The organism is Paraburkholderia sp. SOS3 (assembly GCF_001922345.1).
Taxonomy (GTDB): Bacteria; Pseudomonadota; Gammaproteobacteria; order Burkholderiales; family Burkholderiaceae; genus Paraburkholderia.
Genome location: NZ_CP018811.1, coordinates 938,649 through 965,329 on the forward strand (window position 1 = coordinate 938,649; position 26,681 = coordinate 965,329).

The window sequence follows — 26,681 nt, forward strand, 5'->3', positions numbered from 1 at the left end:
TCAAAGATTACCGGCGCGCCGCGCCGCTTTGTTTGCAGACCGGTAAAGACGGCCAGGTTCGCCGTGCGACGCACGCAACCCCTTGATTTTCGAAGACCGGCGCCAACTTCGAATTTGTGTAGGGCGCGCTACATGAAACACTGCGCCGGCATCAATTGCAATTTGCAACAAATGCATACGACCGCTTGAGGCCTTTTTCGTTAGATTAGGTATCAAGGATGTCGTTATGCGGCACACGGGCATGATGTGCCGCTCTGGAGAAAACAAATGAAGAAGATCGCCCCGTTCGTTGTCGCCGCTGCGCTTGGAGTCGGCCTGACCACCGCAGCGCAGGCGCACGTTTCCGTCGGTATCGGCATCGGCGTGCCGGTGGCGCCTGCTTACCCCGTCTACGCTGCACCGGCGCCGGCCTACTATCCACCGCCGCCCGTTGTGTATGCGCCGCCGCCAGTCGTCTATGCGCCGCCCGTCGTAGTCGGCGGCTACTACGGCGGCTATCGCGGTTACTACCGCGGCGGCCCGTACTGGCGGCACGGCTACTATGGCCACGGTTACTATCGCCATTGATCGGGCATTGATTGAGGCCCGGTAATGAAATTGAAGCGCGAGCGGCCTCGGTGCTTCCCTGTGAAAACTGCGGGCGTCTTCTCCAATAGCAGGCCTTAACGCAGCGCAGCAAGCGCAGAGCAGCAAGCGAAAACGGCGCAACGCGGGTCGACCACCCGGTTGCGCCGTTTGTTTTTTGTGCGCGGAAGCTGGGAAAATAGGCGCTTTCCCATGCTCCGGAGTTTTTTGTCGATGTCATCGCTGCCTGCTCCCACCTACGAAGACGTCGTCGATGCCGCCCAGCGCATCGACGGCTTCGCCCACCGTACACCCGTCCTCACGTCGACGACCGCCAACGAGCGCAGCGGCGCATCGATCTTCTTCAAGTGCGAGAACTTTCAGCGCATGGGCGCATTCAAGTTTCGCGGCGCCTTCAACGCGATCTCGCATTTCGGCAGCGAGCAGCGTAAAGCGGGCGTGCTGACGTTTTCGTCAGGCAATCATGCGCAGGCGATTGCGCTGTCCGCACGGCTAGCCGGCATTCGCGCCACGATCATCATGCCGCACGACGCGCCGGCCGCGAAGGTCGCCGCGACCAAAGGCTACGGCGGCGAAGTCATCACCTATGACCGCTACAAGGAAAATCGCGAAGAGATCGGCGCGCGGCTCGCAAAGGAGCGCGGCATGACGTTGATCCCGCCTTACGATCATCCGCATGTGATCGCGGGGCAGGGCACGGCGGTCAAGGAACTGATCGAGGAGACCGGCCCGCTCGATCTGCTGTTCGTGTGCGTGGGCGGCGGCGGGCTGATCGGCGGCAGCGCATTGTCTGCAGCGGCATTGAGCCCCGAGTGCCGCGTGATCGGCGTCGAGCCGGAGGCCGGCAACGACGCGCAGCAGTCGCTCGCGCGCGGCGAGATCGTCACGATCGACGTGCCGCATACGATCGCGGACGGCGCGGCGCCGACGCACGTCGGCCACTACAACTTCCCGATCATCCAGCGCCACGTCGCGCAGATCGTGACGGTCAGCGACCCGCAACTGATCGACGCGATGCGGTTTTTCGCGCAGCGTATGAAGATGGTCGTCGAGCCGACCGGTTGCCTCGGCGCGGCGGCTGTGCTGAACGGCATCGTGCCGGTAGAGGGCAAGCGCGTCGGCGTCGTGATTAGCGGCGGTAACGTCGACCTCGCGCGGCTCGCGGAATTTCTCGCGTAACGCGCCTCGTTCGTCGTCGTTCGCTTAACCGGTTCGACCGGCCGCGTGCGCCGTCGGCACGATCAGGTCGTGATAGCCGTTCACGATCACGCTGTACGAAAAGTACGCGAAGAGCAGTGCCGACAGCACATGGCACGCGCGCAGCAGTCCGGTGCCCGCGCGCTTGCGCCCGTGGCTTGCGAGCGAACAGATAAATAGCGTCCATACGAGGCCGCCCGCGAAGAAGCCGCCGAGAAACACGGGTGCGGTGCGCGCGGAAGTCGCGCCGGCTTTGGCGATCAGCGCGCCGCCGACCGCCGCGAACCACAAAATCGCGCTCGGCGACGACACCGCGAGCAGCACGCCGCGCGCAAAACTGCGCCACGGACTCGAATGCGGCGCGGCCACGTTGGCTTCGCTACTGTCTATGCCCTCGGGTTTGCCTGCCACCGGCGGCGCCGACGCCGGAAACCACGCCTCGCGTGCCATCTTCCACGTCAGATAGAGCAGGATCGTTGCGCCGCCGATCCATACGACCCAGCGCACCGCATCGAATCGAAGCAGTGCGGCCATGCCTGCAAGCGCGAGCGCCGCATAGATGAGATCGCCGAAACACGAACCGAGGCCGAGCCAGAACCCGGGCCTGAAGCCATGCGACAGCGTCAGCGAAATGATCGCGACATTGACGAGGCCGATATCGAGGCACAACGACAGCGACAGAAAAAAACCGTCCGACAACAACGACAACGGATGCATCCGCGCAACTTCCCTGAATTCTTATAGTTGAAACACCGTGCGTACGCGTGGCGCGCATTCGATCAGGCGACGCTTGCGCTTAAAGACCGAGCGTTGTCCAGAGCTGATCGATGCGCGCTCTGACAGCGCTGTCCATCGCAATCGGCCTGCCCCATTCGCGGTCGGTCTCGCCGGGCCACTTATTGGTGGCGTCGAGCCCCATCTTCGAACCGAGCCCGGCGACCGGCGACGCGAAATCGAGGTAATCGATCGGCGTCCGGTCCACGAGCACCGTGTCGCGCGACGGATCGATGCGTGTCGTGATCGCCCAGATCACTTCCTTCCAGTCGCGGATGTTCACATCCTCGTCGACGACCACGATGAACTTCGTATACATGAATTGCCGCAAAAAGCTCCAGACGCCGAACATCACCCGCTTCGCGTGCCCCGGATAGCTCTTCTTCATCTGCACGATCGCCATCCGGTAGCTGCATCCTTCGGGCGGCAGATAGAAATCGGTGATCTCGGTGAATTGCTTCTGCAGGAGCGGCACGAATACTTCGTTGAGCGCGACGCCGAGCACGGCCGGCTCGTCAGGCGGCTTGCCTGTATACGTCGAGTGGTAGATCGCATCGCGGCGCATCGTGATGCGCTCGATCGTGAAGACCGGAAACCACTCCTGTTCGTTGTAGTAGCCGGTGTGGTCGCCGTACGGACCTTCGAGCGCGTGCTCGTACGCGGCGGACGGACCTTTCGACGGACGCGGCGGCGAGCCGGCCGGCGCCGCGTCCGGCTCGCCCTGCTGCGGGTAGATGAAACCCTCGAGCACGATCTCGGCGCGCGCGGGTACCTGCAGCGTGTCGAGGCCGGGCGTCAGGCATTTCGCCAGCTCGGTGCGGCTGCCGCGCAGAAGCCCCGCAAACTGATATTCGGACAGCGTGTCGGGCACCGGCGTCACGGCGCCGAGCGTCGTTGCAGGGTCCGCGCCGAGCACGACCGCGACCGGGTACGGCTGCCCCGGATTGCGCAGCGCGAACTCGCGGAAATCGAGCGCGCCTCCGCGATGCGCGAGCCAGCGCATGATCACCTTGTTGCGGCCGATGACCTGCTGCCGGTAAATGCCGAGGTTCTGGCGCGTCTTGTTCGGCCCGCGCGTGACGGTGAGCCCCCATGTGATCAGCGGCCCCGCGTCGCCGGGCCAGCAGGTCTGGACCGGCAGCTTTGTCAGGTCGACGTCGCTACCCTCCCAGACGATTTCCTGGCACGGCGGCGCGCCGACCGTCTTCGGCGCCATGTCCCAGACCGCCTTCGCGAGCGACAGCAGCTTGCCGGCGTCCTTGAGGCCCTTCGGCGGCTCCGGCTCCTTCAATGCGGACAGAAGCCGCCCGACGTCGCGCAGCGACTCCAGCGCCGCGCGTTCGCCGTCGGCTCCGTGCTGTTCCGCCGTGTCGATGCCCATGCCGAGCGCGACGCGGCGCGGCGTGCCGAACAGATTGCCGAGCACGGGAAACGCATGCGTCGCCTTCGATTCGAACAGCAAGGCCGGGCCGCCGGCGCGCAGTACGCGGTCGCATAGCTCGGTCATTTCAAGAACAGGGGAGACGGTTTGCGAAATGCGGCGCAGTTCGCCTAACGATTCGAGACGTCCGGCGAAGTCGCGCAGGTCTTTATATTTCATGGTCCGGTTGCGAAGGCCGTGGCAAGGCGACACGGCCGCGATCAGAGAGACATCGATCAGGAGACTTCCGTCGCCGGATGCACAAGGCTGACGGCGATGAAAGCAAACGGCAACAAAATGCAACAAATATGCTGGAACGCAGCGTCCTTTCGATTGTCGATTTTACATGCGTTACTTGGCGCACGCTGAGGTGTAGAAAGTCATATGGCCCGAAAGGCGCATCCTGCGCGGTTCTTGACCGACTGAACGCCGTTCATCATTACAATTGGTTATAACTTCGGAGTTTTATAGTGTTGACGATCTATAAAACGGTGCTCTAGAATCCGCTGCATTGGTTGCAGGGCTTGATAGTTTTTACCACCGTCCCCCGGTCCTTCAGACGCAACGCGTCGCTTTTGCCGCCCCTTGCACGGCATTGACGGTTTAGTTGTCTTCGCCAGCGCAATTCGCCGCTGGTTTTTTCGTGTGGGAGCCGCCGTGTGCATGCCTTACAGCATGCTGCCGGACTGTTTTCGAAATTTGGGCTCCCCGAACGGTATTTTTTGCCGTTCTGTGCTGTTTCCCGGCGTCGCGGCCGCCTTAACCAGAGCGCGCGGCGTCTTGATTCTGCGGACAGGTGTCCGAAGCCGGTTCATCGGCGGGGTGCGCGGAGTCATGCAACATGGGAGATCTGAATGAACGCCTGGTTAACGTGGCGTCCCGACGAACGAGCCGCACAAGCTGTACGCGCTGTTTTACGTCGCGGGACGCGTCTGAGTCATCATCTGTTTAGCGTCGTGGGCGGTATCGCCGTGGTGCTCGCGCTTGCGCTGTGGCTGATGCCGACGTGGCGCGGCACCCTTGCGGCGAAGCTGATGCCGGTGCTGTCGAAGGCCGTCGAGGCGGGCCCCGTGCGTCTGCTGCAGGGCAATCCGCTGCCGTCGTTCGCACCGCCCGGCGCGCGCAAGGCCTCGTCCGACAACACGCTGTCGAGCAACAACGGCGGCAGCGAGTCGCAAGCCGTCGCGCTGACGGGCGTCAACGGCTTCGACAACCCGCTCGATCTGGGCACCGGTCTGAACAACAGCGCGAACAGCGGTAGCGCCGCGTCTTCGTCGGCGCTCAATGGCCTCGATCCGCGCACGCTGCCGAGCGTCGCGTCGATCGCCAACATGATCCCGGCGCAACGCGTGAGCGCCGATGCGCGCGACGACCGCGTGCTGGTGTCATCGCGCGAGCAGGACCTCGTCGCGACGTTCCTCGCGCGCCGCTACCGCGTCGCGCAGGAGCCGGTCAGCGAACTCGTCAAGGCGGCGTTCGATACAGGCCACGAGGTCGGTCTCGATCCGTTGCTGCTGCTCGCCGTGATGGCGATCGAATCGGGCTTCAATCCGTATGCCGAAAGCGGTGTCGGGGCGAAGGGCCTGATGCAGGTGATGTCGACGGTCCACTCGGACAAATTCCGCTACTTCGGCGGTCAGAGCGCCGCGCTCGAGCCGCTCGCGAACATCAAGGTCGGCGCCCTCGTGCTGAAGGACTGCATCGCGCGTGGCGGTTCGCTGCCCGGCGGCCTGCGGCTGTACGTCGGTTCGTCGACGCAGGACGACGGCGGTTACGGTGCGAAGGTGATGGCGGAGCGCTCGCGTCTGCGCGACGTCGCGCGCGGCCGCAAGGTGCCGATCAACGCCCCGCAGGCGCCTGCGACGGTGACGGCGTCCACGTCTTCCTCGCAGCAGGCTGCGAACAGCAGCACCGGCAAGCGCGTGCAGGTGACGCTCGACGGCGGCCATGCGATCGCCGCGGCGAAATCGGCGACCAGTACGACGAGCGCCGTGCCCGCCCAGGATGACGCGAGTACCTCGCAAAAGCAGCACGTCGCAACGTCGGAGCAGTTGGGCGCCTGATCTTGCTGCCGGAAACGCGCTGGATACGCTGGATATAAGCAAAGCCCCTGTGGTCACCGACCAGCAGGGGCTTTTTCATGACATGTCAGATCAGGTCCGTATCAGCAGCGGTTGCGTGGCCACCATTCAAACCCGAGTCGCGAGTCGACGCAGCCTGACGCTGCGTCATGGCCCGCGCGAGGCCGGGCGGCTAGTGGCCGAACACGCCACGCAGCCGGTCTACCGCCTCTTCGAGCCTCGCATAGGCGGTCGCATACGACACGCGCACGTAGTGCTGCGCCGCGGCTGACCCGAAATCCATGCCGGGCACCATCACGACGCCCGCGTCGTGCAGCATCGCATTGGCCAGCGCGTTGCTGTCGCCGGCCGCGGCGTGCGGCACATTGCGGCAATCGGCGTAGACGTAGAACGCGCCGTCCGGCATCACCGGCACCGCGAAGCCGAGCGACTCGAGCGCCGGTACGAGATAGTCGCGGCGGCGCTTGAACTCGAGCCGCCGCATTTCGTAGATTGCGAGCGTTTCCGCTTCGAAACACGCCAGCGCCGCATGCTGTGCAAGCGCCGACGCGCAGATAAAGAGGTTCTGCGACAGCTTCTCGAACGCGCCGACGAGCGACGGCGGCACGACGAGCCAGCCGAGCCGCCAGCCCGTCATGTTGAAGTACTTCGAGAAGCTGTTGACGGTGATCACGTCCTCGCCGTACGACACCGCGGACACCGGCGGCGCGTCGTAGCTGAGCCCCTGGTAGATTTCGTCGACGACCGTGAAGCCGCCGCGCGCCCGCACGGCGGCGACGATGCGCTTCAACTCGTCCGGCGCGATCGACGTGCCGGTCGGATTCGACGGCGACGCGAGCAGCACGCCGCGCGTGCGCGCGGTCCACAGGCGTTCGACGTCGTCGGCGGTCAGCTGGAAACGTTCGGCCGGTCCGCTCGGCACGAGCACCGGCTTGCCCTCGGCCGCGGTCACGAAGTGGCGGTTACACGGATAGCAGGGGTCGGGCATCAGCACTTCGTCGTCGCGATCGATGAGCGCCGTGCACGCGAGCAGCAGCGCTGCCGATGCACCGGCCGTCACGACGATCCGTGCCGGATCGACATCGAGACCATACGCATGCCGATAATGGCCGGCGATCGCTTCACGCAGCGGCCGGATGCCGAGCGCGCTCGTGTAGTGCATGTCGCCGCGCTTGAGCGCATTCGCCGCCGCATCGAGCACGGACTGCGGCGCCGTGAAATCGGGTTGCCCGATGCTCATATGAATGATGTCGCGGCCGGCGTGCTCGAGCAGCGCGGCCTCCTTCATCATTTCCATTACATGAAACGGCTGGATCGCATCGACGCGCGCGGCCAGATGGATCAGCGGTTCGCTCACGCTGTTCATTCGACGAGTTCCGTTCAAGTCCTGCCTGAATCCGACTTCAAATCCTGCCTGGGTCGCGCCTGTCTGGCGCCTGGTTAGCGCCTGGTTAGCGCCTGGTTAGCGCCTGCGCCCCGCAGACTGCGTCTCGGCCTCGCGCAACTGCACGGCGAGCTTGTCGAGCACGCCGTTCACATACTTGTAGCCATCGGACCCGCCGAATGTCTTGGCGAGCTCGACCGCTTCGTTGATGACGACACGATACGGGATGTCGATGTGATGCTTGAACTCATACGCGGCGACGAGCAGCACCGATCGTTCGACCGGCGAAAGCTGATCGATCGGCCTGTCGAGACACGGCGTAATCGCGGCCGACAGATCGTCGGCTTCGCGAATCACGCCATGCAGCAGTGCATTCAGGTGGTCGTGATCGGCTTTGTCGAAACCCTGCGCGCCGCGCAGCTGCGCATCGATCTCGCCGGCGGGCGCACCCGACAGCAGCCACTGATAAAGCCCTTGCGTGGCCAGTTCGCGCGAACGTCGGCGTGCGCTCTTCATGCCCGATCCTCTTCGTCACCCTCGTCTTCTTCTTCGTCGTCTTCGTCTTCGTCGCCGTCGAGCTGTTCGAGCGCGACCGCGAGATTCGCCATTTCGACGGCCACGCGCGCCGCGTCGCGACCCTTTTCGGTCATGCGCGCGACGGCCTGTTCGTCGGTTTCGGTGGTGAGCACCGCGTTGGCAACCGGAATACCGAAATCGAGCGCGACGCGCGAGATGCCCGCGCCGTTCTCGTTCGACACGAGTTCGAAGTGGTACGTCTCGCCGCGGATCACGGCGCCGACCGCGATCAGCGCATCGAACTGGCCGCTTTCGGCGAGCTTTTGCAGCGCGAGCGGGATTTCGAGCGCGCCCGGCACCGTGACGAGCAGCACGTCTTCACCGGTGACGCCAAGGCGTTCGAGTTCCTCGATGCAGGCATCGGCGAGGCCGTTGCATACGGGTTCGTTGAAACGCGACTGCACGATGCCGATGCGCAGCCCGTCGCCGTCGAGATTCGGTTGGTATTGTCCGATTTCCATATCAGGTCCGTGAAGTGTAGGGTGGGCGCAGCATATTGACTGAACGCGGGTTATGCAGGTGCTAAAAATTCGAACACGGCGGCTGTCAGCACGGCTTTTCGGCCGCGACGCCCGGCATGGGTACGAAGCCGGTCACTTCGAGCCCATAGCCTGACATGCTGCCGAGCTTGCGCGGATTCGACAGCACCTGCATCTTGCCCACGCCCAGTTCGCGCAGAATCTGCGCGCCGATTCCGTAGGTCTTGAAGTCGACCGGGCGGCGCTTCAACGCATCCGCCTTGTCCCGCTGATCGAACGCCTTGAACAGGTCGACGAGGTGCTCCTTCGAATCGCCGCAGTTCAGCATGACGATAACGCCCAGGTCGCGCGACGCGATTTCCTGAATCGCCGCGTCGAGCGTCCACGAGTGCGTGCACGAGGAACCGACTTCGAGCAGATCGAGCACCGACAACGGCTCGTGCACGCGCACCGGCGTGTCGCGATCGGGCGTCGGCGTGCCGCGCACGAGCGCGATATGCGGCTGGCCGCTCGGCTGGTCCAGGTACATGACCGCGCGGAACGCGCCGTGCGCCGTTTGCATCGTGCGCTCCGCCACACGTTCGACGATCGATTCGGTGCGGCTGCGGTAGTGGATCAGATCGGCGATCGTGCCGATCTTGAGGCCGTGCTCGTGCGCGAACTCGATCAGGTCCGGCAGCCGCGCCATCGTGCCGTCGTCCTTGATGATTTCGCAGATCACCGCGGCGGGCGCAAGACCCGCGAGCGCGGTGAGGTCGCAGCCGGCTTCGGTGTGGCCGGCGCGCATCAGCACGCCGCCCGGCTGCGCCATGATCGGAAAGATATGGCCCGGCTGCACGATGTGCTCGGGGCGCGCGTCGCGCGCGACCGCGGCGGCGATCGTGCGCGCGCGGTCCGCGGCCGAGATGCCGGTGGTCACGCCTTCGGCCGCCTCGATGCTGACCGTAAACGCGGTGCCGTACTGCGTGCCGTTGCGATACGTCATGAGCGGCAGATTCAGCTGCTTGCAGCGTTCCTGCGTGAGCGTCAGGCAAATCAGGCCGCGGCCGTAGCGGGCCATGAAATTGATCGCTTCCGGCGTGATGAATTCCGCGGCGATCACGAGGTCGCCCTCGTTTTCGCGGTCTTCTTCGTCGACGAGGATCACCATCCGGCCGGCTTTCAGTTCGGCGATGATCTCGGGGGTGGAGGCGAGCGTCATGATGGCGAGCAGTTCGGGAAAGACGCGTATTTTACGCCACGCGGCCCGCCAAGTCGCCCGTCGGAATGGAACCATGCGGCGGCGGCGCTGCCGCAGCCCCCGGAACGAGGCCGGACGGGCAGCGCCGCGCGCTCGCCTAGAAGTAGTGGATCACGCCGAGCATCACGCCGGTCTGGTTGTGGCCGGCGACGATATCGCTGTCGTAGCCGTTCAGACCGAGATTCGAGCCGTTGCTGTTCTTTACGTAGCCGACTTCCGTATACAGCGTCGTGCTCTTCGACAACGCATATTTGGCGGTGGCGGCCAGATAGACCGGCCGCTGGCTCGCCGACGTGATGTCGGTCCAGAAAACCGCGCCGGCAATCGTGAGCGGCACGGACACGCGGTACTCGAGGCCGGTCCAGAACTCGTTCGCATGCCCCTGCGTGCTCGGATCGAGCGGCAGCGTGCTGCTGAGCCACCGGTAGCCGAGGTACGCCTTCGCCTTGCCGATTTTGTACGTCGCCGCAGCGGCCAGATGCTGCTCCTTGCCAGACTGCGTCGCGATCGACGTGCCGTTGCGCAGATCGTAGGTCACCATCGCCGAGAACGGGCCGCTCGCGTACTGAATGGCCGCACCGATTTCTCGCCCCACCCTGAAAGCGCCGGGCACCTGGCCGCCGTTCGGGATCGTCGCGTCGTAGCCGGTGCTGTAAAGCGCCTCGTAGCTGACCGGGCCGACGCTGCCGAAATACTTGACCGAGTTGTCGGCGCGGCCCGTGAACTGCCCGTCGGTTTGCTTGAGGCCATAGATGTTGTAGTCGAGCGGGTCGTAACGCACCGAGAAGTCGTACATCGGAACGCGCTGCCGGCCGAATGTGAGCGAGCCGTAGCGGCTGCTCAGGCCCACGTAGGCCTGGCGGCCGAACAGGCGTCCGTTCTGCAGCGACTTGCCGCGCGTGATGTCGACGCCGCCTTCGAGCTGGAAGATCGCCTTGAACCCGTCGCCGAGATCTTCGGCCCCCTTGAAGCCGATCCGGCTGCTCTTTACCCCGCCCGATTCCTCGCGCAGAAGATGCGACGCTTTGCCCTGCGAGTTGGGCGCGCCGGTCAGAAATTCCAGGCCGGCATCGGCGATGCCGTATAGCGTTACGCTCGACTGCGCATGAGCGCCCGCACTCAACGACGTCGCCAGCACGCCGAGCAGAAGCGGCCTGATCCGGGTTACTGTTCCTCCAATGCTCATCTCATTTCCTCATTTAGTCGACCGGAAGCATCTGACGGGATGGCCAGATCGCGCACCGATCATTAATTAGTCATGCTGAGTACGGACGTGAGAGCGCCACATCCGTTTCGATGATTTCAGTTCCGCATGCGCGGGTCGTTACGCATGCGGATACGCGCTTCAGGGTTGAATTCCCTCGAACGCGCCTGAACGTCTCCTGAACGCGTGAACGCAGTGCGAGGCAGCCGCCGCGCTCACGCTTTCCGGTTTTTGCGCTAGCGGGACGGGGCGTGCGCGACGTCGGGTCCGGCCGTCACTGCTTTCTCCCTCGATTTGCCGATCGGCGAGGGCGGGTCGTCGTCGATGCGGATCTTCAGCGTGAAGAGGGGGCCGAGCAGCAGCACGACGATCGATGCAACGAACGCGACTGCCCATCGGCCGTGCGACACATCGAGCAGCATGCCGACGACGACCGGCGACACGGCGCCCGCCAGCGCCATCCCGGTGAAGGTGCACGCGCTCGACGTAGCGGAGTGCTCGCGCGAGACTTCCGTGCCGACGACCCAGAGCGGCGAATCCGCGAGTTCCGAGCAGAAGAACGCCAGCCCGAGGCACGCCGAACTGATCGTGACGTCGCGCGTCAGCAGCAGCGGAATCAGGAAGACGATCGACGAAAGGAAGCCGACGATGATCACTTCGCGGCGCGCGCGCAGCCGGTTGCCGGTGCGTTTGAAGCGCCAGTCGGTCAGCATGCCGCCCGCGAACGTGCCGAGCGAGCCGCCGAGCAGCACGAGCGCGGAGAAGATCGCGTTGTGCGACAGCTTCATGCCATAGCGCTGCGAGAAAAACGACGGAATCCAGTTCAGGAAGAACCACAGTACCCAGCCGTGACAGAAGCACGCGGCAGTGGCGGGCCACACGCGGCGAATCATGTCGCGCCAGTCGAGCGGCTTGCGATGCGGCGCGGGCGCCGCCGCGGCCTGTGCCTGTGCATGAGCGGCATGGCTTTGCGCATCGTCGCTATGCTTTTTCGCCTCGTTCAGGCCCAGATACATCACGACCATATAAACGAGCGTGATGCCGCCCAGAATAATGAACGTGAAGCGCCACGAAAACGCGACGATCAGCCCCGTGACGATCAGCGGCGCGAGCGCATTGGCAATGCGGCCCGTTGCGTGCATCGCGCCTTGCGCGGAACCGCGGCGGTCTTCTGGAATCACACGCGCGATCATCCGCGCGGCGGTCGGATAGATCGGCGCTTCACCGACGCCGACGAAGAAGCGCGCCGCCACCAGCGCGACCAGACTGCCGACCATGCCCGTCGCGATCGTCGCGATGGCCCACAACGAGCCGTACAGCAACAGGCCCTTGCGGGAACCGATACGGTCGCTGTGCCAGCCGCCGGGAATCATGAAGCAGCTGTAGGCGATCGCGAAAGCGGAAAAGATAAAGCCGAGATGGGTGTTGTTAAACCCGAGTTCCTTGCTCATCACGGGCGCGGCGACCGAAATATTGGTACGGTCGACGTACATGATGAACGCCATGAGGCAGAGCAGGATGAACGTGATCCTTGCCCTGCTTCGCGTTGGCTGCGAAGGGGTCATGTCTTCCTCCATTTTGTTATAAGACTTAGGTGCTGCCATGCGCGGCGCTGCTTGACGAAGTGCAGCGGATGCAGCGCCGCGCGCGCTGCTGCGAGAAAGTTGCCGGGGGCTGCCGCGGGAACGGGTTCACCGGCGGCGGCGCCGGTTACGTATCAGCCGCGGAAGAAGCTCGACAGTGCTTCATAGGTTTCGTCGGGACACTCTTCCTGCAGATAGTGGCCCGATGGCACCGTGCCCGTCTTGACGATGTTCGTCGCGTAGCGGCTCCACACTTCGGCCGCGTTGTGATTGCGCCCGACACCGCCTTTCGCGCCCCACAAGATCAGCGAGGGCGTGGTGACGCGCTTGCCGGCATCGTAGTCGGCGGTGTCCATGTCGAGGTCGATGCCGAAGGTTGCGCGGTAGTCCTCGCACATTGCGTGAATCACGTCCGGATTCCTGATGCAGCGGATGTAATCCTGCAGCGCTTCAGGGCCGAAGAAGCTCGTGCCCTGATCGGTCTTCGACAGCTTGCGGCGGATAAAGAACTCCGGATCCGCGCCCATCATCGTTTCCGGCGTCGGGTAGTCCTGCACCATGAAGAACCAGTGCCACGAGAATTTGCCCCACTGACGCGTCACGTTGTTCAGCAGATGGTGCTGCGGCAGCATGTCCATGAAGCCCGCTTTCGTCACCTTGGCCGGATGATCGAGGCACATCCGGTGCAGCACGCGCGCGCCGCGATCGTGCCCGGCGGCGTAGAACTTCGTGAAGCCGAGCGTTTCCATCACTTCCACCTGGTCCTGCGCCATCGCACGGAACGAGTAGTTCGAGTGATCGCCGCCGCCGGGCGGCTTCGAGCTGTCGCCATAACCGCGCAGGTCGGTACAGACGACGGTGAATTCCTTTGCCAGCCGCGGGGCGATCTTGTGCCACGACAGATGGTTGAACGGGTTGCCGTGCATCAGCAGCAGCGGCGGGCCTTCGCCGCCTTTGACCGTCACGATGTCGGCACCGCTCGTCTTGATCGTGGTTTTTGTGAAATTCTCAAACATGGGCATGGCTGACTCCAGGCTAAAGCGTGTTTATGTTGATGCGTTTCGCCGCGCACGCCGTCTCCAGGCGGCGCAGCGGCATCGATGCGGGTGCTGATCTGCTTCAGTGCGCGAGCGCTTCGCGCGCGCGCTTGCGGGCGGCGGCGGTGCGGGTCGCGACGTCGAATGCGGCCGCGGTCGCGCCGACGTCCGCGCTGCCTTGACCGACGATGTCGTAAGCGACGCCATGCGCCGGCGTCGCATAGACGGTCTTCAGTCCGCCCGTCAGCGTCACGCCCTGCGAGAAGCCGAGCAGCTTCGTCGCGATCTGCCCCTGGTCGTGGTACATGATCACGACTGCGTCGAAGTCGCCGCGGCGCGCCTTGATAAATACGGTATCCGAAGGAAACGGGCCTTCGCTCGCCAGACCTTTCGCGCGCAGCGCTTCGAGCGTCGGGCGAATGATCTTGATCTCCTCGTCGCCGAACAGGCCGTTTTCGCCGCCGTGCGGATTGAGCGCCGCGACGCCGATGCGCGGCGCGCTCTTGCCGAATGCGCGCATCGTGTCGTGGGCGAGCGTCAGCGCGCCTTCGATGCGATCGGGCTTGACCATATCGACGGCCTGACGCAGCGCGACGTGCGAAGTCACGCGAAACGTCGAGAACTGCGGAATGATGTTGACTTCGCCGAAGTAGCCTTCGTGCTTCGTCCATGCGGCGAACATCTGGTGCTCGTCGTGGAAGTTCCAGCCGCCGCGATGCAGCGCGGCCTTGTTCAGCGGCGCGAAGCAGATGCCGTCGAGTTCGCCGGCCAGCGCGAGGTCGGTCATGAACTTCAGCGTTTCGCCGGTCAGGCGGCCCGATTCGGCGTTCAACTTGCCGCGCTCGTACAAGGCCGGGTCGACATTGTGCAGATCGATGAACGGCACCGCGGCTGCATCGTGTACCGCGTCCTTCACGTTCGCGATCTTCACGTACGCAATGCGCTGGCCTGCGTCCTTCATGCCGAGTTCGAGCACACGCTCGTCGCCGATGATTACGACGTTCGCCTTTTCGCGCGTCTCGGGCAGCGACAGCAGCTTGACGATCAGCTCGGGGCCGATCCCCGTGACGTCGCCGAGCATCAGGCCGATCAGAGGTTTCATGCGAGATTCTCCATACTGGTTCTAGTTGATTGAAACGGGCAGGCGCTCATGTTGCGGCTCGTGTCGCGATCCATAGCGCGACCCACCACAACGCGCGGCCCGCAACGCGACCGCCGAGGCGGCCTACGCGCGCGCTGCCGAAGCACTCGCGCCATCGCCGTCCGGCAGCGGCAGCACGACGGCCCACGGGTTTTCCGCGCGATGCCGCTTCTCGAATGCTTCGATTTGCGGCAGCATCTTCAGCGACGCGCCGAGCACGTCGAGCCCTTCGAGGAACATCTGGCGATGGCGCTCGTCCATTCTGAACGCGTACGTGCGGCCCGATGCGGTGCGCACGCGTTGCGCCGCGACGTCGATCTCAATCGAGCTGGTCGCCGCGTGCGACACTTCGGCCGTGATCTCGTCGATCTCTTCAGGCTTCAGCACGATGGCGAGCAGCCGGTTATTCGCCGCGTTGTAGTAGAAAATTTCACCGTAGCTCGGCGCGAGCACGGCTTCGATGCCGCTTTGCAGCAGGCCCCACACCGCATGCTCGCGGCTCGAGCCGCAACCGAAATTCGGGCCGCCGACCAGCACTTTGGCATCGGCATACGCAGGCGTATTGAGCACGAAGTCGGCGCGCTTGCGGCCATCCGGCGCGAAGCGCAGGTCATACAACAGGCCGGCGGCGAGGCCCGATTTGTCGGTGCCGAGCAGAAACTGCTTCGGCATGATCTGGTCGGTATCGAGGTTCGCGATCGGCAGCGGGGCTGCGACGCCTTCTATGCGCGAGTAATCAGGCACGGTAGTGCTCTCCCTGTTGCTCCCAATTGCGGATATCGGTAATGCGTCCCGCGATCGCCGCCGCGGCCGCCATCGCGGGGCTCATCAGATGCGTGCGGCTATCGCGGCCCTGGCGGCCTTCGAAATTGCGGTTCGTCGTCGATGCGCAGCGCTCGCCCGGACGCAACACGTCGTCGTTCATCGCGAGACACATCGAGCAGCCGGGCTGACGCCATTCGAAGCCGGCCTTGATGAAAATGTCCGACAGCCCTTCCTGTTCCGCTTGCTGACGTACCGCGCCCGAGCCCGGCACGATCATCGCGCGCACGGTAGGCGCGACGCGCATGCCGTCGCGCAGCATCGCGGCCACGGCGCGCAGATCTTCGATGCGGCCGTTCGTGCACGAGCCGATGAACACGCGGTCGATCGGTGTGCCTTCGATCTTCGAGCCGGCCGCGAGGCCGATGTAATCGAGCGCGCGCGCGGTCGCTGCGCTCGCGATGTGATCGGCGCCATCGGCCGGCGCCGGGATCACGCCGTCGACCGGAATCGCCTGGTCGGGGCTCGTGCCCCACGTCACGTACGGTGCGACCTCGGCGGCCGCGATCGTGACCGTGCTGTCGAACGTTGCGTGCGCATCGGAGCGCAGCGAGCGCCATGCGGCGATCGCGTCTTCCATCTGCGCTTCGCCGAGGTTGCCGCGATGCGCGCGCAGATAGTCGAAAGTCGTGTCGTCGGGTTCGACGAGCGAGGCGCGCGCACCGGCCTCGACGGTCATGTTGCACAACGTCATGCGCGCTTCGATCGACATCGCGCGAATCGCTTCGCCCGTATATTCGACTGCATAGCCGCGCGCGCCTTGCGCGCTGATCTTCGCGATCACCCGCAGCACGAGGTCTTTCGACGTGGTGCCGGCGGGCAAAGGACCGTCGATATGAATGCGCATCGTGCGCGCCACGCGATACGACAGCGTCTGCGTGGCGAGCACATGCTCGATCTCCGATGTGCCGATGCCGAAGCCGAGCGCGCCGAACGCGCCGTAGGTGGTGGTATGGCTATCGCCGCACAGCACGACCATGCCGGGGCGGATCAGGCCCGACTCGGGCGCGACGACGTGCTCGATGCCTTGCAGCGGATCGTTGACGTCGAACAGTTTGATGCCGTAGCGCGTGCAGTTGCGCGTGAAATTGGCAGCCTGGCGCGAGGCGGCGTCGATCGCGATCACGCGTTTGCCGACCGGATCGGGTTTCGTCGGAATCACGTGATCGACGACGCCCATCTGCTGTTGCGGCCGCAGTACGCCGATACCGCGTTCGACGAGCCCGTTGAACGCCTGCGGGCTCGTGTACTCGTTCATGATGTGCAGGTCCGCGTAAAGCAGGACGTGCTCCGCGTCGAGACGGGCCACGGTGTGCGACTCGACGAGCTTCTGATACAACGTGCGCGGCACATCTCCTCCAATGGTGTGGGGCCGGGAGTGGACAGTTTTTTTTGGCTAACGACGCTGACAGCTTCGTTACGGGGGATAGTCTATACAGATGGTCGGCGCATATAATGCATTCTTCTTTAATCTATTTTTAACTTGAATTTATAAGTGGGCCGGTAAGTGGATTCGATCTCCGATCTCGCGTTCTTTGTCCAGCTCGTCAAACACGGCAGCCTGTCGGCGCTGGCCCGCGAGCTCGGCGTGACGCCGCCTGCGGTCACCGCGCGCCTGGCACGCATGGAAACGCGCCTCGGCGTGCGGCTGCTGAATCGCACCACGCGGCGGATCAGCGTCACGCAGGAGGGCGAACTGTATCTGTCGCATGGCGCGCGGCTGCTGCTCGAGTTCGAGGAGCTCGACCGCATGGTGTCGAGTGCGCGCGCGGTGCCGAAGGGCCTGTTGCGCGTCAATGCGACGTTCGGCTTCGGGCGGCGTCATATCGCGCCCGCGGTGTCCGAGTTCGCGCGGCGTTATGCGGAAGTCGAAGTGCAACTGACGCTGACCGACCGCTCGATCCGGCTTGCCGACGAAGCGTACGACGTCGGCATCTGGTTCGGCGAAGTGCCCGACTCACGCCTCGTCGCGCGCAAGATCGCGCCGAACCGGCGCTTTCTATGTGCGTCGCCTGCTTATCTCGCACGCGCCGGCGTGCCGGCCACGCCGCGCGATCTGCACGGCCACCAATGCATCGTGCTGCGCGAAAACGACGCCGCATACGGCACCTGGCATTTGCGCCGCGGCCGCAAGCACGAAACGATCAAGGTGCGCGGCGCGCTCAGCAGCAACGACGGCGAGACCGCGCTGGTCTGGGCGCTCGACGGTCACGGCGTGCTGATGCGCTCCGAATGGGACGTGTACCCGCATCTGCGCTCTGGCGCGTTGCAGCTGGTGCTGCCCGAGTGGTCGTTGCCGGGTGCCGATGTGCATGCGGTGTATGGCGAGCGGCTCAATGTGTCGGCCAAGGTCGGTGCGTTCGTCGACTTCCTCGTGGAATGGTTCGGTCATACCGTGGACCAGATGGGCGAGACGCAAACGTGGATGGCGCACGGCGATTAGCTGCGGTGCCCGAGTCGTTGAAAACGCAGGCAGCAGCACGAGTCTTGCCATCGGCCGGTTCCGCTCGACGGCTATCCGTAAGCTGGCGTGAACGGCTGTAACCCCAGACCGCCGGCGCTGCGATATGATCCGCACGGTCGCACGGTCGCACGGCAACGCGGCGGTCGCACGGCAATAAAGTACGAACATCGTCACACACGCGCACATTTTTTCGCGCGACAGAACGGGGCGCAGCATGGAGGTCGATCGGATTCTCGCGGCGGCAAAGGAGCGGCATCTTGCGGGCGATTTCGCCGCGGCGCGCGACCTTTACCGGCGCGTGCTCGCTATCGGTCCAACCGACGCCGATGTGCTGCTGCGGCTCGGCGTGCTCGAACTGCAATGCGGCGCCTACGATGCCGCGCTTGCATGGCTCGACGAAGCGATCGTTCATGCGCCCGCCGTCGCGCGCCTTCACTTCGCGCGCGGCCAGGTGCTCGCGGCCGCGCAGCGATTCGCCGAAGCCGTGCGCGCCTACGAACGCGTCCTGTCGCTCGACGCGCCGTCTGCCGACCTGCTGTTCGCGATGGGCACGGCGCACGAAGCGCTCGCCGACTATCCGCGCGCCATCGACGCGTACGCACGCGCGGTCGAATTCGACGCGACGCATGTCGACGCGCTGAACAATCTCGGCAATGGCTATCGCCGGCAACATGCGCTCGACGATGCCGAACACGCGTATCGTCGGGCACTCGCGATTGCGCCGCATGATGCAAATGCACTGACGAACCTGGGCACGCTGCTGCAGGTGCGCGGCCGCATCGACGCCGCGATTGCCCTGCTCGAAGCGGCAGTCAAGGCCGCACCGGCTTCGCCGTACGCGTTGCTGAACCTTGGCGTCGCGCTGATGGCGCGCCGCGATCACGCGGGCGCCGCGACGCTTTTCGCGCGCGTGCTCGAGTTCGACGCGCACTTTGCCGAGGCTGCATACAACCTCGGTAACGCCCTGCACGCGCTCGGCCACTCACACGAAGCATCGTCGTTCTATCAACGCGAAATCGCACTGAACCCTGCGCATGCCGATGCATATAACAATCTCGGCAATGTCCTCAAGGAACTCGGCGACGCGACGCGCGCCGCCGAAGCATTCGATCGAGCCATCGCACTGCGTCCCAATCTGGTCGCCGCGCATAACAACGCGGGCACCCTGATGCGCACGCTCGGGCGCCTCGACGAAGCGCAAACGCGTTTGCGCCGTGCACTCGAAATCGATCCGCGGCACTCGGTCACGCACAACAATCTCGGCACGGTGTTGAAGGACGCAGGCCGTATCGAAGACGGCATCGCATGCTACCGCGAGGCATTGCGGTGCGACCCGGCCAATGTCATGGCACACAGCAATCTGGTGTATGCGTTGACGTTCAGCGCGGAAGACCCCGAAACCCCGCTCGAAGAATGCCGCCGCTGGTCCGCGCAGCATGAAGCACGCTACCGCGCGGCACGCGAGCCGCACGCGCGGCCAGACGGCGCGGACCGCACGCGACGCCTGCGCATCGGCTACGTATCGCCCGATTTCCGCAACCATTGCCAGGCGCTGTTCATGATGCCGCTGCTGTCGCATCACGATCATGCGGGCTACGAGGTTGTCTGCTATTCGAGCGTCGCGCGGCCTGACGATGTCACGGAGCAACTCAAGAGCCATGCCGACGTATGGCGCGACGTGCGCACGCTCGACGACGGGCAACTCGCGCAGCAGATTCGCGACGACCGCATCGATATCCTGCTCGATCTGACGATGCATATGTCGAACGCGCGTCCGTTGCTGTTCGCACGCAAGCCGGCGCCGGTGCAGATCGCATGGCTTGCCTACCCCGGCACGACCGGCATCGATGCGATCGATTACCGGCTGACCGATCCGTGGCTCGATCCGCCGGGCAGCGATCGCCATTACAGCGAGCAGTCGCTTCGTCTTGCAGATTCGTTCTGGTGCTACGACCCGCTGACGTCATCGACGAAGCCGGCCGACATGCCGGACGTCAACGCGCTGCCCGCATTCGACAGCGGCCTCGTGACGTTCGGATGCCTGAACAACCCGTGCAAGCTGACCGACCGCACGCTGCAGATGTGGCGCGACGTGCTGCACGAGATCGGCACCGCACGCTTGCTGCTGATGGCGCCGCAAGGCTCGGCACGCACGCGTCTGCTCGAACGGCTCGCGTCGCACGGCATCGGCAGCGAGCGAGTGCGCTTCGTGCCGTTCCAGTCGCGCGCCGACTATCTGCGCACCTATCACGAGATCGATATCGGCCTCGACACATTCCCCTACAACGGCCATACGACGAGCCTCGACGCAAGCTGGATGGGCGTGCCGGTCGTCACGCGCGTCGGCGCGACGGCGGTCGGACGCGCGGGCCTGAGCCAGTCGATGAACCTCGGCCTCGGCGAACTCGCCGCGCACAGCGATGAGCAGTTCGTCGAGATCGCCGCACGACTCGCGCGCGACTTGCCGCGTGTCGCGCAGCTGCGCGACCGCTTGCGTGCGCGCATTGCCGCTTCGCCGTTGATGGACGGCGCGCGTTTCGCGGCGCAAGTCGAAGCCGCCTATCGCGCCGCATGGGAACGCTGGTGCGACGCCGCGTGAACATGAACGTAAATTCACGCGCTGATGTCGCACCAGATCAGCGCCTTTTAACAGGTCTCTTGCGCGTGCGGCACCAACGCAATGCATAGTGCGCCCCGCGTTGGTGCCATACGAAAAAAACCGCTTCGCATCGTTTCAGTTCAGGGTTCGACCGCCGTAATAGCGATGTGACGGCGGCATGACGCATATATCGCGCGCACGCCGACGTCTGCAACCCGAACCCGAATGACAGGATGTACACGATGCGTTTGTTTGCTCCCGGAATGGCCTTGATGGGCCGCCTCAGAATGTCGCGCAAGCTCGCCGTGCTCGCGCTGCTGTTTTTGCTGCCGCTTGCGGTCTGCCTGTACGCGATCCTTCACGATGAAGTCAATTTCTATGTGTCGACGCGCGAGGAACTCGATGGCGTCCGATTGCTCGAGACGAGCCAGGCGCTGCTGAAAGCGGTGCAAAAACGCCGCGGCGCGAGCGCGTCGCTGATGGCTGGCAATCAGTCGATTCGGCCTGCGTTCGATGCGGCGAATGCCGACGCCGAGCGCCTCATGGCAACACTGCGCGCACAGGCGGCGCAAACGAAGTCGTTCGATCTCGCCACGCAAACGGACGCGTTGTCCGCGCAATATGCGCAGCTTGCGCAGATGCCGCTGACCGGCTCGGGCAAGGACGTGTTCGACGCACATACGGCGCTCGTGCGGGCCATCTTCGCGTTCACCGCCGATCTCGCCGACGCGTCGCAACTCGCGCTCGATCCCGAGGCCGCGACCTACTATCTGGCCAACCTGGTGGTGCTGTCGCTGCCCGACACGGCCGAAATGGCCGGCATTGCGCGCGGCAAGGGCGCGGCGGCGCTCGCGGCCGCCAAAAGCGAGGGTCGCCTGAGCGACGCGGACCGCGCCGCGCTCGGCGTTCACGTGGCCTTTCTGCGCGATCAGATCGACATCGTGCGGCATGACCTGAAGCGCGTGCAACGCGCGCTGGGTACGAGCGACGGCGCAACGATCGTGCAGGGACTGAGCCTCGACGACGCCGACGCCTTCGGCAAGATGATCGACGGCCTCGCATCGAACCCGAACGCGCCGATGCCCGAATCGAATGCGTATTTCGATTCCGGCACGCGCGCCGTCGATGCGGTCTATCGCGTGCATGGTCAATTGTCCGCATTGCTGAAATCGCTGCTCGACGCGCGGGCGCACGCGCAGGCCGTGCATATCGCCGTGCTCAGCGTGTTGAGCGCGGTGTCGGTGGGCGTCGCGCTGTATCTGTTCGTCGCGTTCGCGCGCCGAACCGGCGCCGATGTGAACGCGCTCGCCGGCAGCATGGAGCAGGCGGGCGCCGGCGATCTGCGCGGCCGGCTCGATGCAAGCGGCTACGACGAACTCGCGTCGATCAAGCTGCGCATGAACGAACTGCTCGCGGCGCTCAGCCGCACGATTACGACCACGAGGACAAGCGCCGAATCGGTGTTGACCGGCAGTCAGGAAATCGCGGCCGGCAACCTCGATCTATCGCGGCGCACCGAGGAACAGGCAGCGTCGCTCGAAGAGACCGCGGCCAGCATGGAGCAACTGACGGCCACCGTGCGCCATAACGCCGACAACGCAAAACAGGCCGGGCTGCTGAGCCGCGAAGCGTCGACGAAAGCCACGGCGAGCGGAGAGGTAATCACGCGTGCTGTCGACGTGATGAACGAAATCGGCCGGCGTTCGACGGAAATGGCTGCGATGATCTCGACGATCGAAGCCATTGCCTTTCAAACGAATATTCTTGCGCTCAATGCAGCCGTCGAAGCGGCGCGCGCGGGCGAGCAGGGCAAGGGCTTCGCGGTCGTGGCGGCCGAAGTGCGCACGCTTGCGCATCGCACCGCGAGCGCGGCGAAAGACGTGAAGGAGATGATCGAACGCTCGTCGGCGAGCGTCGCAGGCGGCACGCGGCTGTTCGCCGATGCGCATACGGCGATTCGCAGCGTGATCGAATCGGTGACGAACGTCGATGCGATCGTCAACGAGATTGCCGGCGCGTCGCTGCAGCAGGGCGAAGGGATCGAACAGGTCAATATCGCGATCACGCAACTCGACCGCACCACGCAGCAGAATGCGGCGCTCGTCGAACAGGCCGCTGCCGCAAGCACGTCGCTGAAAGAGCAGGCATTGATGATGGAGGAGGTCGTCGCGACATTTCAGATCGACGCGTAACGTCGCGGTGAGAATTGCGCTTATGCTACTGATTTAGGCGTTGATCGGGCCGGTGGCGCAAACGCCGCTCGGTCCGCGGCGAGGAGAGCGCAATGTCGTATGTCTACAGGTTTGTTGCGTCGCCGGTCGGTAAGCTGAAGCTCGTCGCGCGCGGCGAGCGCCTTGTGGCCATTCTGTGGGAAAACGACCGGCCGGGCCGCGTGAAGCTCGGCGAGATGCGCGAGGCGGTCGATCACCCGGTGCTGGTCGAAACCGCGCGCCAGCTCGACGAATACTTCGCCGGCACGCGCACGCGTTTCGACGTGGCCACGGAGTTCATCGGCACCGACTTCCAGAAGAAGGTGTGGAACGCGCTGCTGACCATTCCATTCGGCGAGACGCGCAGCTACCGCGAGATTGCCGTGCAGATCGGCGATGTGAACGCGACGCGCGCGGTCGGCGCGGCGAACGGCCGCAATCCGATTTCGATTATCGCGCCGTGCCATCGCGTGATCGGCGCGTCTGGCGATCTGACCGGCTTCGCCGGCGGCATACAAACCAAAGCCACATTGATTGCGCTCGAATCGGGCGCGGTGCAGCCGTCGCTGATTTGAGCGCGGTTGCGGTTGCGATTCCTTCCAAAGGAGACACTCGATGTCACGCACTACCGCAGAAAAGCGCGCTGCTTTCCGCGCATTGCACGCATCAGGCTGTTTTATCCTGCCGAACCCGTGGGATGCGGGCAGCGCCCGCTATTTGCAGTCGCTCGGCTTCAAGGCGCTTGCCACGACGAGCGCCGGCTTCGCATGGTCGAGCGGGCGCGAGGACAACAATCTGCCGCGCGAGGCGATCCTTGCGCATCTGCGCGAGATGGTCGAGGCGACCGATCTGCCGATCAACGCGGATTTCGAAAACGGCTTCGGCACCGATGCCGAAGGCGTGGCGCAAAGCGTTGCGCTTGCGGTCGAAGCGGGGGTCGCAGGGTTATCGATCGAAGATTCGACCGGGCGCGCCGATATGCCGCTTTTTCCAATCGATGTGGCAGTGGAGCGGCTGCGCGCCGCACGTCGCGCAATCGACCAGACTGGCGGCGACACGCTGCTTGTGGCGCGCGCGGAAAATTTCTTCGCCGGCGTACCCGATCTCGACGATACGCTCGCGCGCCTGAAGGCCTATGCGGCGGCCGGCGCCGATTGTCTGTACGCGCCCGGTATTCGCACGCGCGAGCAGATCGAAGCCGTGGTGGCCGCGGTCGCGCCGAAGCCGGTGAATCTGTTGATCGGCGGGAATTCGGCGTTCACGTTACGCGATATCGAGGCGCTGGGCGTGCGGCGTATCAGCACCGGCGGCGGGTTGGCGCGCGCCGCTTGGGGTGGATTGATGCGCGCGGCGCAGCCGCTTGCCGACGGGCGTTTCGAGGGCTTTCCCGATGCGCCGAGCGGTGGCGACATCAACCGGTTGTTCGACCCGGACGCTTGAACGCGGAGTTCAGACGCGGCCTGCGAAACACTACGCGTCGATCAGCTTACGACATGGGTGCAACGCGGGTAAGCGTCGGTGCGCGATCGAGCGACAAACCGGGGAGGCCGCGAGTTCGCCGCTCGGACTGCAGCGCCGCGTGCTGACTAACTCGCCTCTCAGTCGCGATACGAAGTATCGATCCGGTCGAGCTTGCGCAGCAGCGCAGGCCATTCCATGACGCCATAGGGACGGCGCGTCTGCGGCTGATAGTTCATATACGTTTCCTCGAGCACCTTCTTCGGTACCGAATTGAGCTCGACATTGCAGGCCATTGCCGCAAGCTGCGACCGGCACGACAGTTCGAGCCGGTGCATCGCGTTGAACGCTTCTGGAATCGTCTTGCCGACCGTCAGCAGCCCATGGTTGCGCAAAATCAGCGCATTGTTGTCGCCGAGGTCGTGCACAAGCGATTCGCGTTCCGATGTATCGAGGACGACACCGAAATAGTCGTGATAACCGATCTTGTAGAAGCGCATCGATGTTTGCGTCAGCGGCAGCAAGCCACACTTGAGCGACGACACCGCCATACCCGGCCAGCTATGCGTATGAATCACACAGTTGACGTCGGGCTTCGCTTCGTGAATCGCGCCGTGAATGACATAGCCCGCGCGGTTGATGCCATAGTCGGAGCCGACAAACGCGGGCTTGCTGATGATGTTGCCTTCATGATCGATCTTGATCAGGCTCGATGCAGTGATCTCTTCATAGAGCATCCCGTATGCGTTGATCAGGAACGCGTCGTTTTCGCCGGGCACGCGCGCGGAGATGTGATTGGCAATCATGTCCGACATGCCGTACAACTCGACGAGCCGGTAGCAGGCGGCCAGATCGACGCGCACTTGCCACTCGGCTTCGGAACAGTGTTCGCGCATGGACGGGATAGAAAATTCCGTTTGCTTCGTCATAAAAAGACTCCTGCTGATCGGTACAGCGAAACCGGCGGGCGAGGCGCCCGCGATGAGAAGAAAGCGTGTCGAAACGTGGCGGGGTTCATGGCTGCATCTGAACGTCGCTCTTGCGCAGGTTCAACGTGGCGATCAGCGTGCAGGCGATGCAGGCCGACGCATACAGGTAGAACCCGCTTTCGTGGCCGATGCTCTTGAACCAGAGCCCCGCGTACGAGGCCGTGCCGCCGAAGATTGCGGTCGCAACCGAATACGGCACGCCGACGCCGAGCGCACGCAGCCGCGCCGGAAAAATCTCCGCCTTCACGACCGAGCACACCGACGAGTAACCGGACACGATCATCAGCGCAAATGCGAGCAGAAAGAACGCGGTCATTTCGTCGCGCGTATGGGCGAGCGCCGTGAGCAGCGGGTAGGTGCCAAACGTGCCGGCAACGCCGAACCAGAGCAACAGTGCGCGACGGCCAATGCGATCGGACAACGCGCCGAACAGCGGCTGCACGACCATGAACAGCGCAAGCGTGGACAGCGAGACCCATGAGCTTTGCGTGGCGGTCAAGCCAACCGTGTTGACCAGGTAGTTGTGCATGTAGACCGTATAGGTGAAAAACGCGAGCGTGCCGCCCGTCGTGAGCCCGAAGACGAGCAGCACCGGCCGCCAGTGTTTGCGCAATTCGGCGAGGTGCAGCCCGCGTTTGGCTTTCTCGGACAGCGCGCGGAAGTCGGGTGTTTCATCGATATTGCGGCGCACCCACCACGCGACGAGCGCGAGCCCGGCGCCCGTCACGAACGGCACGCGCCAGCCCCACTCGACGAGTTGCGCATGCGTGAACACAAGGTCTTGCAGCACGACCTGCACCATGGTCGCGAGCAACTGGCCGAGAATCAGCGTCACGTAATGGAAACTGCTGTAGAAGCCGCGGTGCCCCGGCTTTGCGATCTCGCTCAGATACACCGAACTCGCGCCATACTCGCCGCCGAGAGAAAAGCCCTGCACGAGGCGCGCGAGCAGCAGCACCACGGGCGCGGCAAAGCCGATCTGCGGATAAGTCGGGCACAGGCCGATCGCGAGCGACCCCGCGCACATCAGCGCAACCGATAACGTGAGCCCTGCGCGGCGGCCACGACGATCGGCGTAAAGGCCGATCATCCAGCTGCCGACCGGGCGCAACAGGAAGCCGAGCGCGAAGATCGCCGCTGCGCTCAGCAACTGGATCGTGCGGTTCTCGCGCGGAAAGAACGATGCCGCGAAGTAGATGGAAAAGGTCGTGTAGACGTGAAAGTCGTACCACTCGATCAGATTGCCGATCGAGCCGCCGACAATCGACTTGACCGCAGTGCGCCGGCGTGCGGCGCGACCTTTGGCATCGTCGAGATCGTCGGCGGCAACAGCGGCCGTCGACGTACCGAAGGAATCGTGCATGTGTAGTCTCCGTTTACTCAATGTGTGTCTGCTGTCGATGCCGCCGCGATTCGCCCTGTTTCTTCATGTCGTTCC

General features: G+C 64.3%; 22 protein-coding genes. 8 read left to right on the forward strand and 14 right to left on the reverse strand.

Annotated features, from left to right (window positions below):
* Positions 1 to 267: 267 nt before the first annotated feature.
* Both BTO02_RS04280 and BTO02_RS04285 read left to right on the forward strand, forming a co-directional pair.
* On the forward strand, positions 268 to 567 hold the full coding sequence (locus BTO02_RS04280) for a hypothetical protein (protein WP_075155980.1): 300 nt from the start codon (positions 268 to 270) through the stop codon (positions 565 to 567).
* Positions 568 to 798: 231 nt separating this feature from the next.
* Positions 799 to 1,764 carry a threo-3-hydroxy-L-aspartate ammonia-lyase gene (locus BTO02_RS04285; protein ID WP_075158583.1) on the forward strand — a complete coding sequence of 322 codons (966 nt, stop codon included), beginning with the start codon at positions 799 to 801 and terminating at the stop codon, positions 1,762 to 1,764.
* 24 nt (positions 1,765 to 1,788) lie between these two features.
* On the opposite strand, the gene BTO02_RS04290 is transcribed toward BTO02_RS04285, so the two are convergent.
* Both BTO02_RS04290 and BTO02_RS04295 read right to left on the reverse strand, forming a co-directional pair.
* Entirely contained in the window at positions 1,789 to 2,499 is a 711-nt protein-coding gene (locus BTO02_RS04290; RefSeq protein WP_075155981.1) for a LysE family translocator, read from the reverse strand.
* Positions 2,500 to 2,578: 79 nt separating this feature from the next.
* A complete protein-coding gene (locus BTO02_RS04295) occupies positions 2,579 to 4,156 on the reverse strand; it encodes a UbiD family decarboxylase (protein WP_075155982.1) in 1,578 nt (525 codons plus the stop codon).
* Positions 4,157 to 4,830: 674 nt separating this feature from the next.
* On the opposite strand from BTO02_RS04295, the gene BTO02_RS04300 reads away from it, so the two are divergent.
* Positions 4,831 to 6,039, forward strand: coding sequence for a transglycosylase SLT domain-containing protein (locus BTO02_RS04300; protein ID WP_075155983.1), 1,209 nt, complete (start codon positions 4,831 to 4,833; stop codon positions 6,037 to 6,039).
* 190 nt (positions 6,040 to 6,229) lie between these two features.
* On the opposite strand, the gene BTO02_RS04305 is transcribed toward BTO02_RS04300, so the two are convergent.
* From BTO02_RS04305 to leuC, 10 genes are all read right to left on the reverse strand, one after another.
* Positions 6,230 to 7,423: a pyridoxal phosphate-dependent aminotransferase gene (locus BTO02_RS04305; RefSeq protein ID WP_075155984.1), complete on the reverse strand. Its 1,194-nt coding sequence runs from the start codon at positions 7,421 to 7,423 to the stop codon at positions 6,230 to 6,232.
* 96 nt (positions 7,424 to 7,519) lie between these two features.
* Entirely contained in the window at positions 7,520 to 7,957 is a 438-nt protein-coding gene (gene nusB / locus BTO02_RS04310) for a transcription antitermination factor NusB (protein WP_075155985.1), read from the reverse strand.
* Positions 7,954 to 8,478: a 6,7-dimethyl-8-ribityllumazine synthase gene (ribH, locus tag BTO02_RS04315; protein ID WP_075155986.1), complete on the reverse strand. Its 525-nt coding sequence runs from the start codon at positions 8,476 to 8,478 to the stop codon at positions 7,954 to 7,956. The genes nusB and ribH overlap by 4 nt, the downstream gene beginning before the upstream one ends.
* Before the next feature lie 85 nt (positions 8,479 to 8,563).
* A complete protein-coding gene (ribBA, locus tag BTO02_RS04320) occupies positions 8,564 to 9,697 on the reverse strand; it encodes a bifunctional 3,4-dihydroxy-2-butanone-4-phosphate synthase/GTP cyclohydrolase II (RefSeq protein WP_075155987.1) in 1,134 nt (377 codons plus the stop codon).
* Between the two features lie 136 nt (positions 9,698 to 9,833).
* A complete protein-coding gene (locus tag BTO02_RS04325; protein WP_083614971.1) occupies positions 9,834 to 10,922 on the reverse strand; it encodes a porin in 1,089 nt (362 codons plus the stop codon).
* A 254-nt stretch (positions 10,923 to 11,176) separates the two neighbouring features.
* Positions 11,177 to 12,505 carry an MFS transporter gene (locus tag BTO02_RS04330; RefSeq protein ID WP_083615205.1) on the reverse strand — a complete coding sequence of 443 codons (1,329 nt, stop codon included), beginning with the start codon at positions 12,503 to 12,505 and terminating at the stop codon, positions 11,177 to 11,179.
* Positions 12,506 to 12,657: 152 nt separating this feature from the next.
* Positions 12,658 to 13,545 (reverse strand): alpha/beta fold hydrolase, encoded by an 888-nt coding sequence (locus BTO02_RS04335; protein WP_198039184.1) that lies wholly within the window; start codon positions 13,543 to 13,545, stop codon positions 12,658 to 12,660.
* A gap of 97 nt (positions 13,546 to 13,642) precedes the next feature.
* Positions 13,643 to 14,662: a 4-hydroxythreonine-4-phosphate dehydrogenase PdxA gene (locus BTO02_RS04340; protein WP_075155990.1), complete on the reverse strand. Its 1,020-nt coding sequence runs from the start codon at positions 14,660 to 14,662 to the stop codon at positions 13,643 to 13,645.
* Between the two features lie 123 nt (positions 14,663 to 14,785).
* Positions 14,786 to 15,445, reverse strand: a complete 660-nt coding sequence (leuD, locus tag BTO02_RS04345; protein WP_075155991.1) for a 3-isopropylmalate dehydratase small subunit — start codon at positions 15,443 to 15,445, stop codon at positions 14,786 to 14,788.
* Entirely contained in the window at positions 15,438 to 16,874 is a 1,437-nt protein-coding gene (gene leuC / locus BTO02_RS04350) for a 3-isopropylmalate dehydratase large subunit (RefSeq protein WP_075155992.1), read from the reverse strand. Before leuC ends, leuD begins: the two co-directional genes overlap by 8 nt.
* Before the next feature lie 156 nt (positions 16,875 to 17,030).
* Here leuC and BTO02_RS04355 point away from each other — a divergent pair, with 156 nt between their 5' ends.
* From BTO02_RS04355 to BTO02_RS04375, 5 genes are all read left to right on the forward strand, one after another.
* Complete coding sequence (locus BTO02_RS04355) at positions 17,031 to 17,966, forward strand: LysR family transcriptional regulator (RefSeq protein WP_075155993.1); 936 nt, start codon at positions 17,031 to 17,033, stop codon at positions 17,964 to 17,966.
* Positions 17,967 to 18,201: 235 nt separating this feature from the next.
* Positions 18,202 to 20,586 (forward strand): tetratricopeptide repeat protein, encoded by a 2,385-nt coding sequence (locus BTO02_RS04360; RefSeq protein WP_075155994.1) that lies wholly within the window; start codon positions 18,202 to 18,204, stop codon positions 20,584 to 20,586.
* A 242-nt stretch (positions 20,587 to 20,828) separates the two neighbouring features.
* Positions 20,829 to 22,778, forward strand: coding sequence for a methyl-accepting chemotaxis protein (locus BTO02_RS04365; RefSeq protein WP_232243436.1), 1,950 nt, complete (start codon positions 20,829 to 20,831; stop codon positions 22,776 to 22,778).
* Positions 22,779 to 22,870: 92 nt separating this feature from the next.
* Positions 22,871 to 23,371, forward strand: coding sequence for a methylated-DNA--[protein]-cysteine S-methyltransferase (locus tag BTO02_RS04370; protein ID WP_075155996.1), 501 nt, complete (start codon positions 22,871 to 22,873; stop codon positions 23,369 to 23,371).
* A 40-nt stretch (positions 23,372 to 23,411) separates the two neighbouring features.
* Entirely contained in the window at positions 23,412 to 24,236 is an 825-nt protein-coding gene (locus BTO02_RS04375; protein WP_075155997.1) for an isocitrate lyase/PEP mutase family protein, read from the forward strand.
* A 158-nt stretch (positions 24,237 to 24,394) separates the two neighbouring features.
* Here BTO02_RS04375 and BTO02_RS04380 read toward each other — a convergent pair whose 3' ends face one another.
* Positions 24,395 to 25,183 carry a class II aldolase/adducin family protein gene (locus tag BTO02_RS04380; RefSeq protein WP_075155998.1) on the reverse strand — a complete coding sequence of 263 codons (789 nt, stop codon included), beginning with the start codon at positions 25,181 to 25,183 and terminating at the stop codon, positions 24,395 to 24,397.
* A gap of 85 nt (positions 25,184 to 25,268) precedes the next feature.
* Positions 25,269 to 26,606, reverse strand: a complete 1,338-nt coding sequence (locus tag BTO02_RS04385) for an MFS transporter (protein WP_083614972.1) — start codon at positions 26,604 to 26,606, stop codon at positions 25,269 to 25,271.
* Positions 26,607 to 26,681 lie beyond the last annotated feature (75 nt).

Coding starts and splice junctions, on each gene's coding strand:
- BTO02_RS04280 (WP_075155980.1), top strand. CDS start 268: ATGAAGAAGATCGCCCCGTTCGTTGTCGCCGCTGCGCTTGGAGTCGGC.
- BTO02_RS04285 (WP_075158583.1), top strand. CDS start 799: ATGTCATCGCTGCCTGCTCCCACCTACGAAGACGTCGTCGATGCCGCC.
- BTO02_RS04290 (WP_075155981.1), bottom strand. CDS start 2,499: ATGCATCCGTTGTCGTTGTTGTCGGACGGTTTTTTTCTGTCGCTGTCG.
- BTO02_RS04295 (WP_075155982.1), bottom strand. CDS start 4,156: ATGAAATATAAAGACCTGCGCGACTTCGCCGGACGTCTCGAATCGTTA.
- BTO02_RS04300 (WP_075155983.1), top strand. CDS start 4,831: ATGAACGCCTGGTTAACGTGGCGTCCCGACGAACGAGCCGCACAAGCT.
- BTO02_RS04305 (WP_075155984.1), bottom strand. CDS start 7,423: ATGAACAGCGTGAGCGAACCGCTGATCCATCTGGCCGCGCGCGTCGAT.
- nusB (WP_075155985.1), bottom strand. CDS start 7,957: ATGAAGAGCGCACGCCGACGTTCGCGCGAACTGGCCACGCAAGGGCTT.
- ribH (WP_075155986.1), bottom strand. CDS start 8,478: ATGGAAATCGGACAATACCAACCGAATCTCGACGGCGACGGGCTGCGC.
- ribBA (WP_075155987.1), bottom strand. CDS start 9,697: ATGACGCTCGCCTCCACCCCCGAGATCATCGCCGAACTGAAAGCCGGC.
- BTO02_RS04325 (WP_083614971.1), bottom strand. CDS start 10,922: ATGAGCATTGGAGGAACAGTAACCCGGATCAGGCCGCTTCTGCTCGGC.
- BTO02_RS04330 (WP_083615205.1), bottom strand. CDS start 12,505: ATGACCCCTTCGCAGCCAACGCGAAGCAGGGCAAGGATCACGTTCATC.
- BTO02_RS04335 (WP_198039184.1), bottom strand. CDS start 13,545: ATGCCCATGTTTGAGAATTTCACAAAAACCACGATCAAGACGAGCGGT.
- BTO02_RS04340 (WP_075155990.1), bottom strand. CDS start 14,662: ATGAAACCTCTGATCGGCCTGATGCTCGGCGACGTCACGGGGATCGGC.
- BTO02_RS04360 (WP_075155994.1), top strand. CDS start 18,202: ATGGAGGTCGATCGGATTCTCGCGGCGGCAAAGGAGCGGCATCTTGCG.
- BTO02_RS04365 (WP_232243436.1), top strand. CDS start 20,829: ATGCGTTTGTTTGCTCCCGGAATGGCCTTGATGGGCCGCCTCAGAATG.
- BTO02_RS04370 (WP_075155996.1), top strand. CDS start 22,871: ATGTCGTATGTCTACAGGTTTGTTGCGTCGCCGGTCGGTAAGCTGAAG.
- BTO02_RS04375 (WP_075155997.1), top strand. CDS start 23,412: ATGTCACGCACTACCGCAGAAAAGCGCGCTGCTTTCCGCGCATTGCAC.
- BTO02_RS04380 (WP_075155998.1), bottom strand. CDS start 25,183: ATGACGAAGCAAACGGAATTTTCTATCCCGTCCATGCGCGAACACTGT.
- BTO02_RS04385 (WP_083614972.1), bottom strand. CDS start 26,606: ATGCACGATTCCTTCGGTACGTCGACGGCCGCTGTTGCCGCCGACGAT.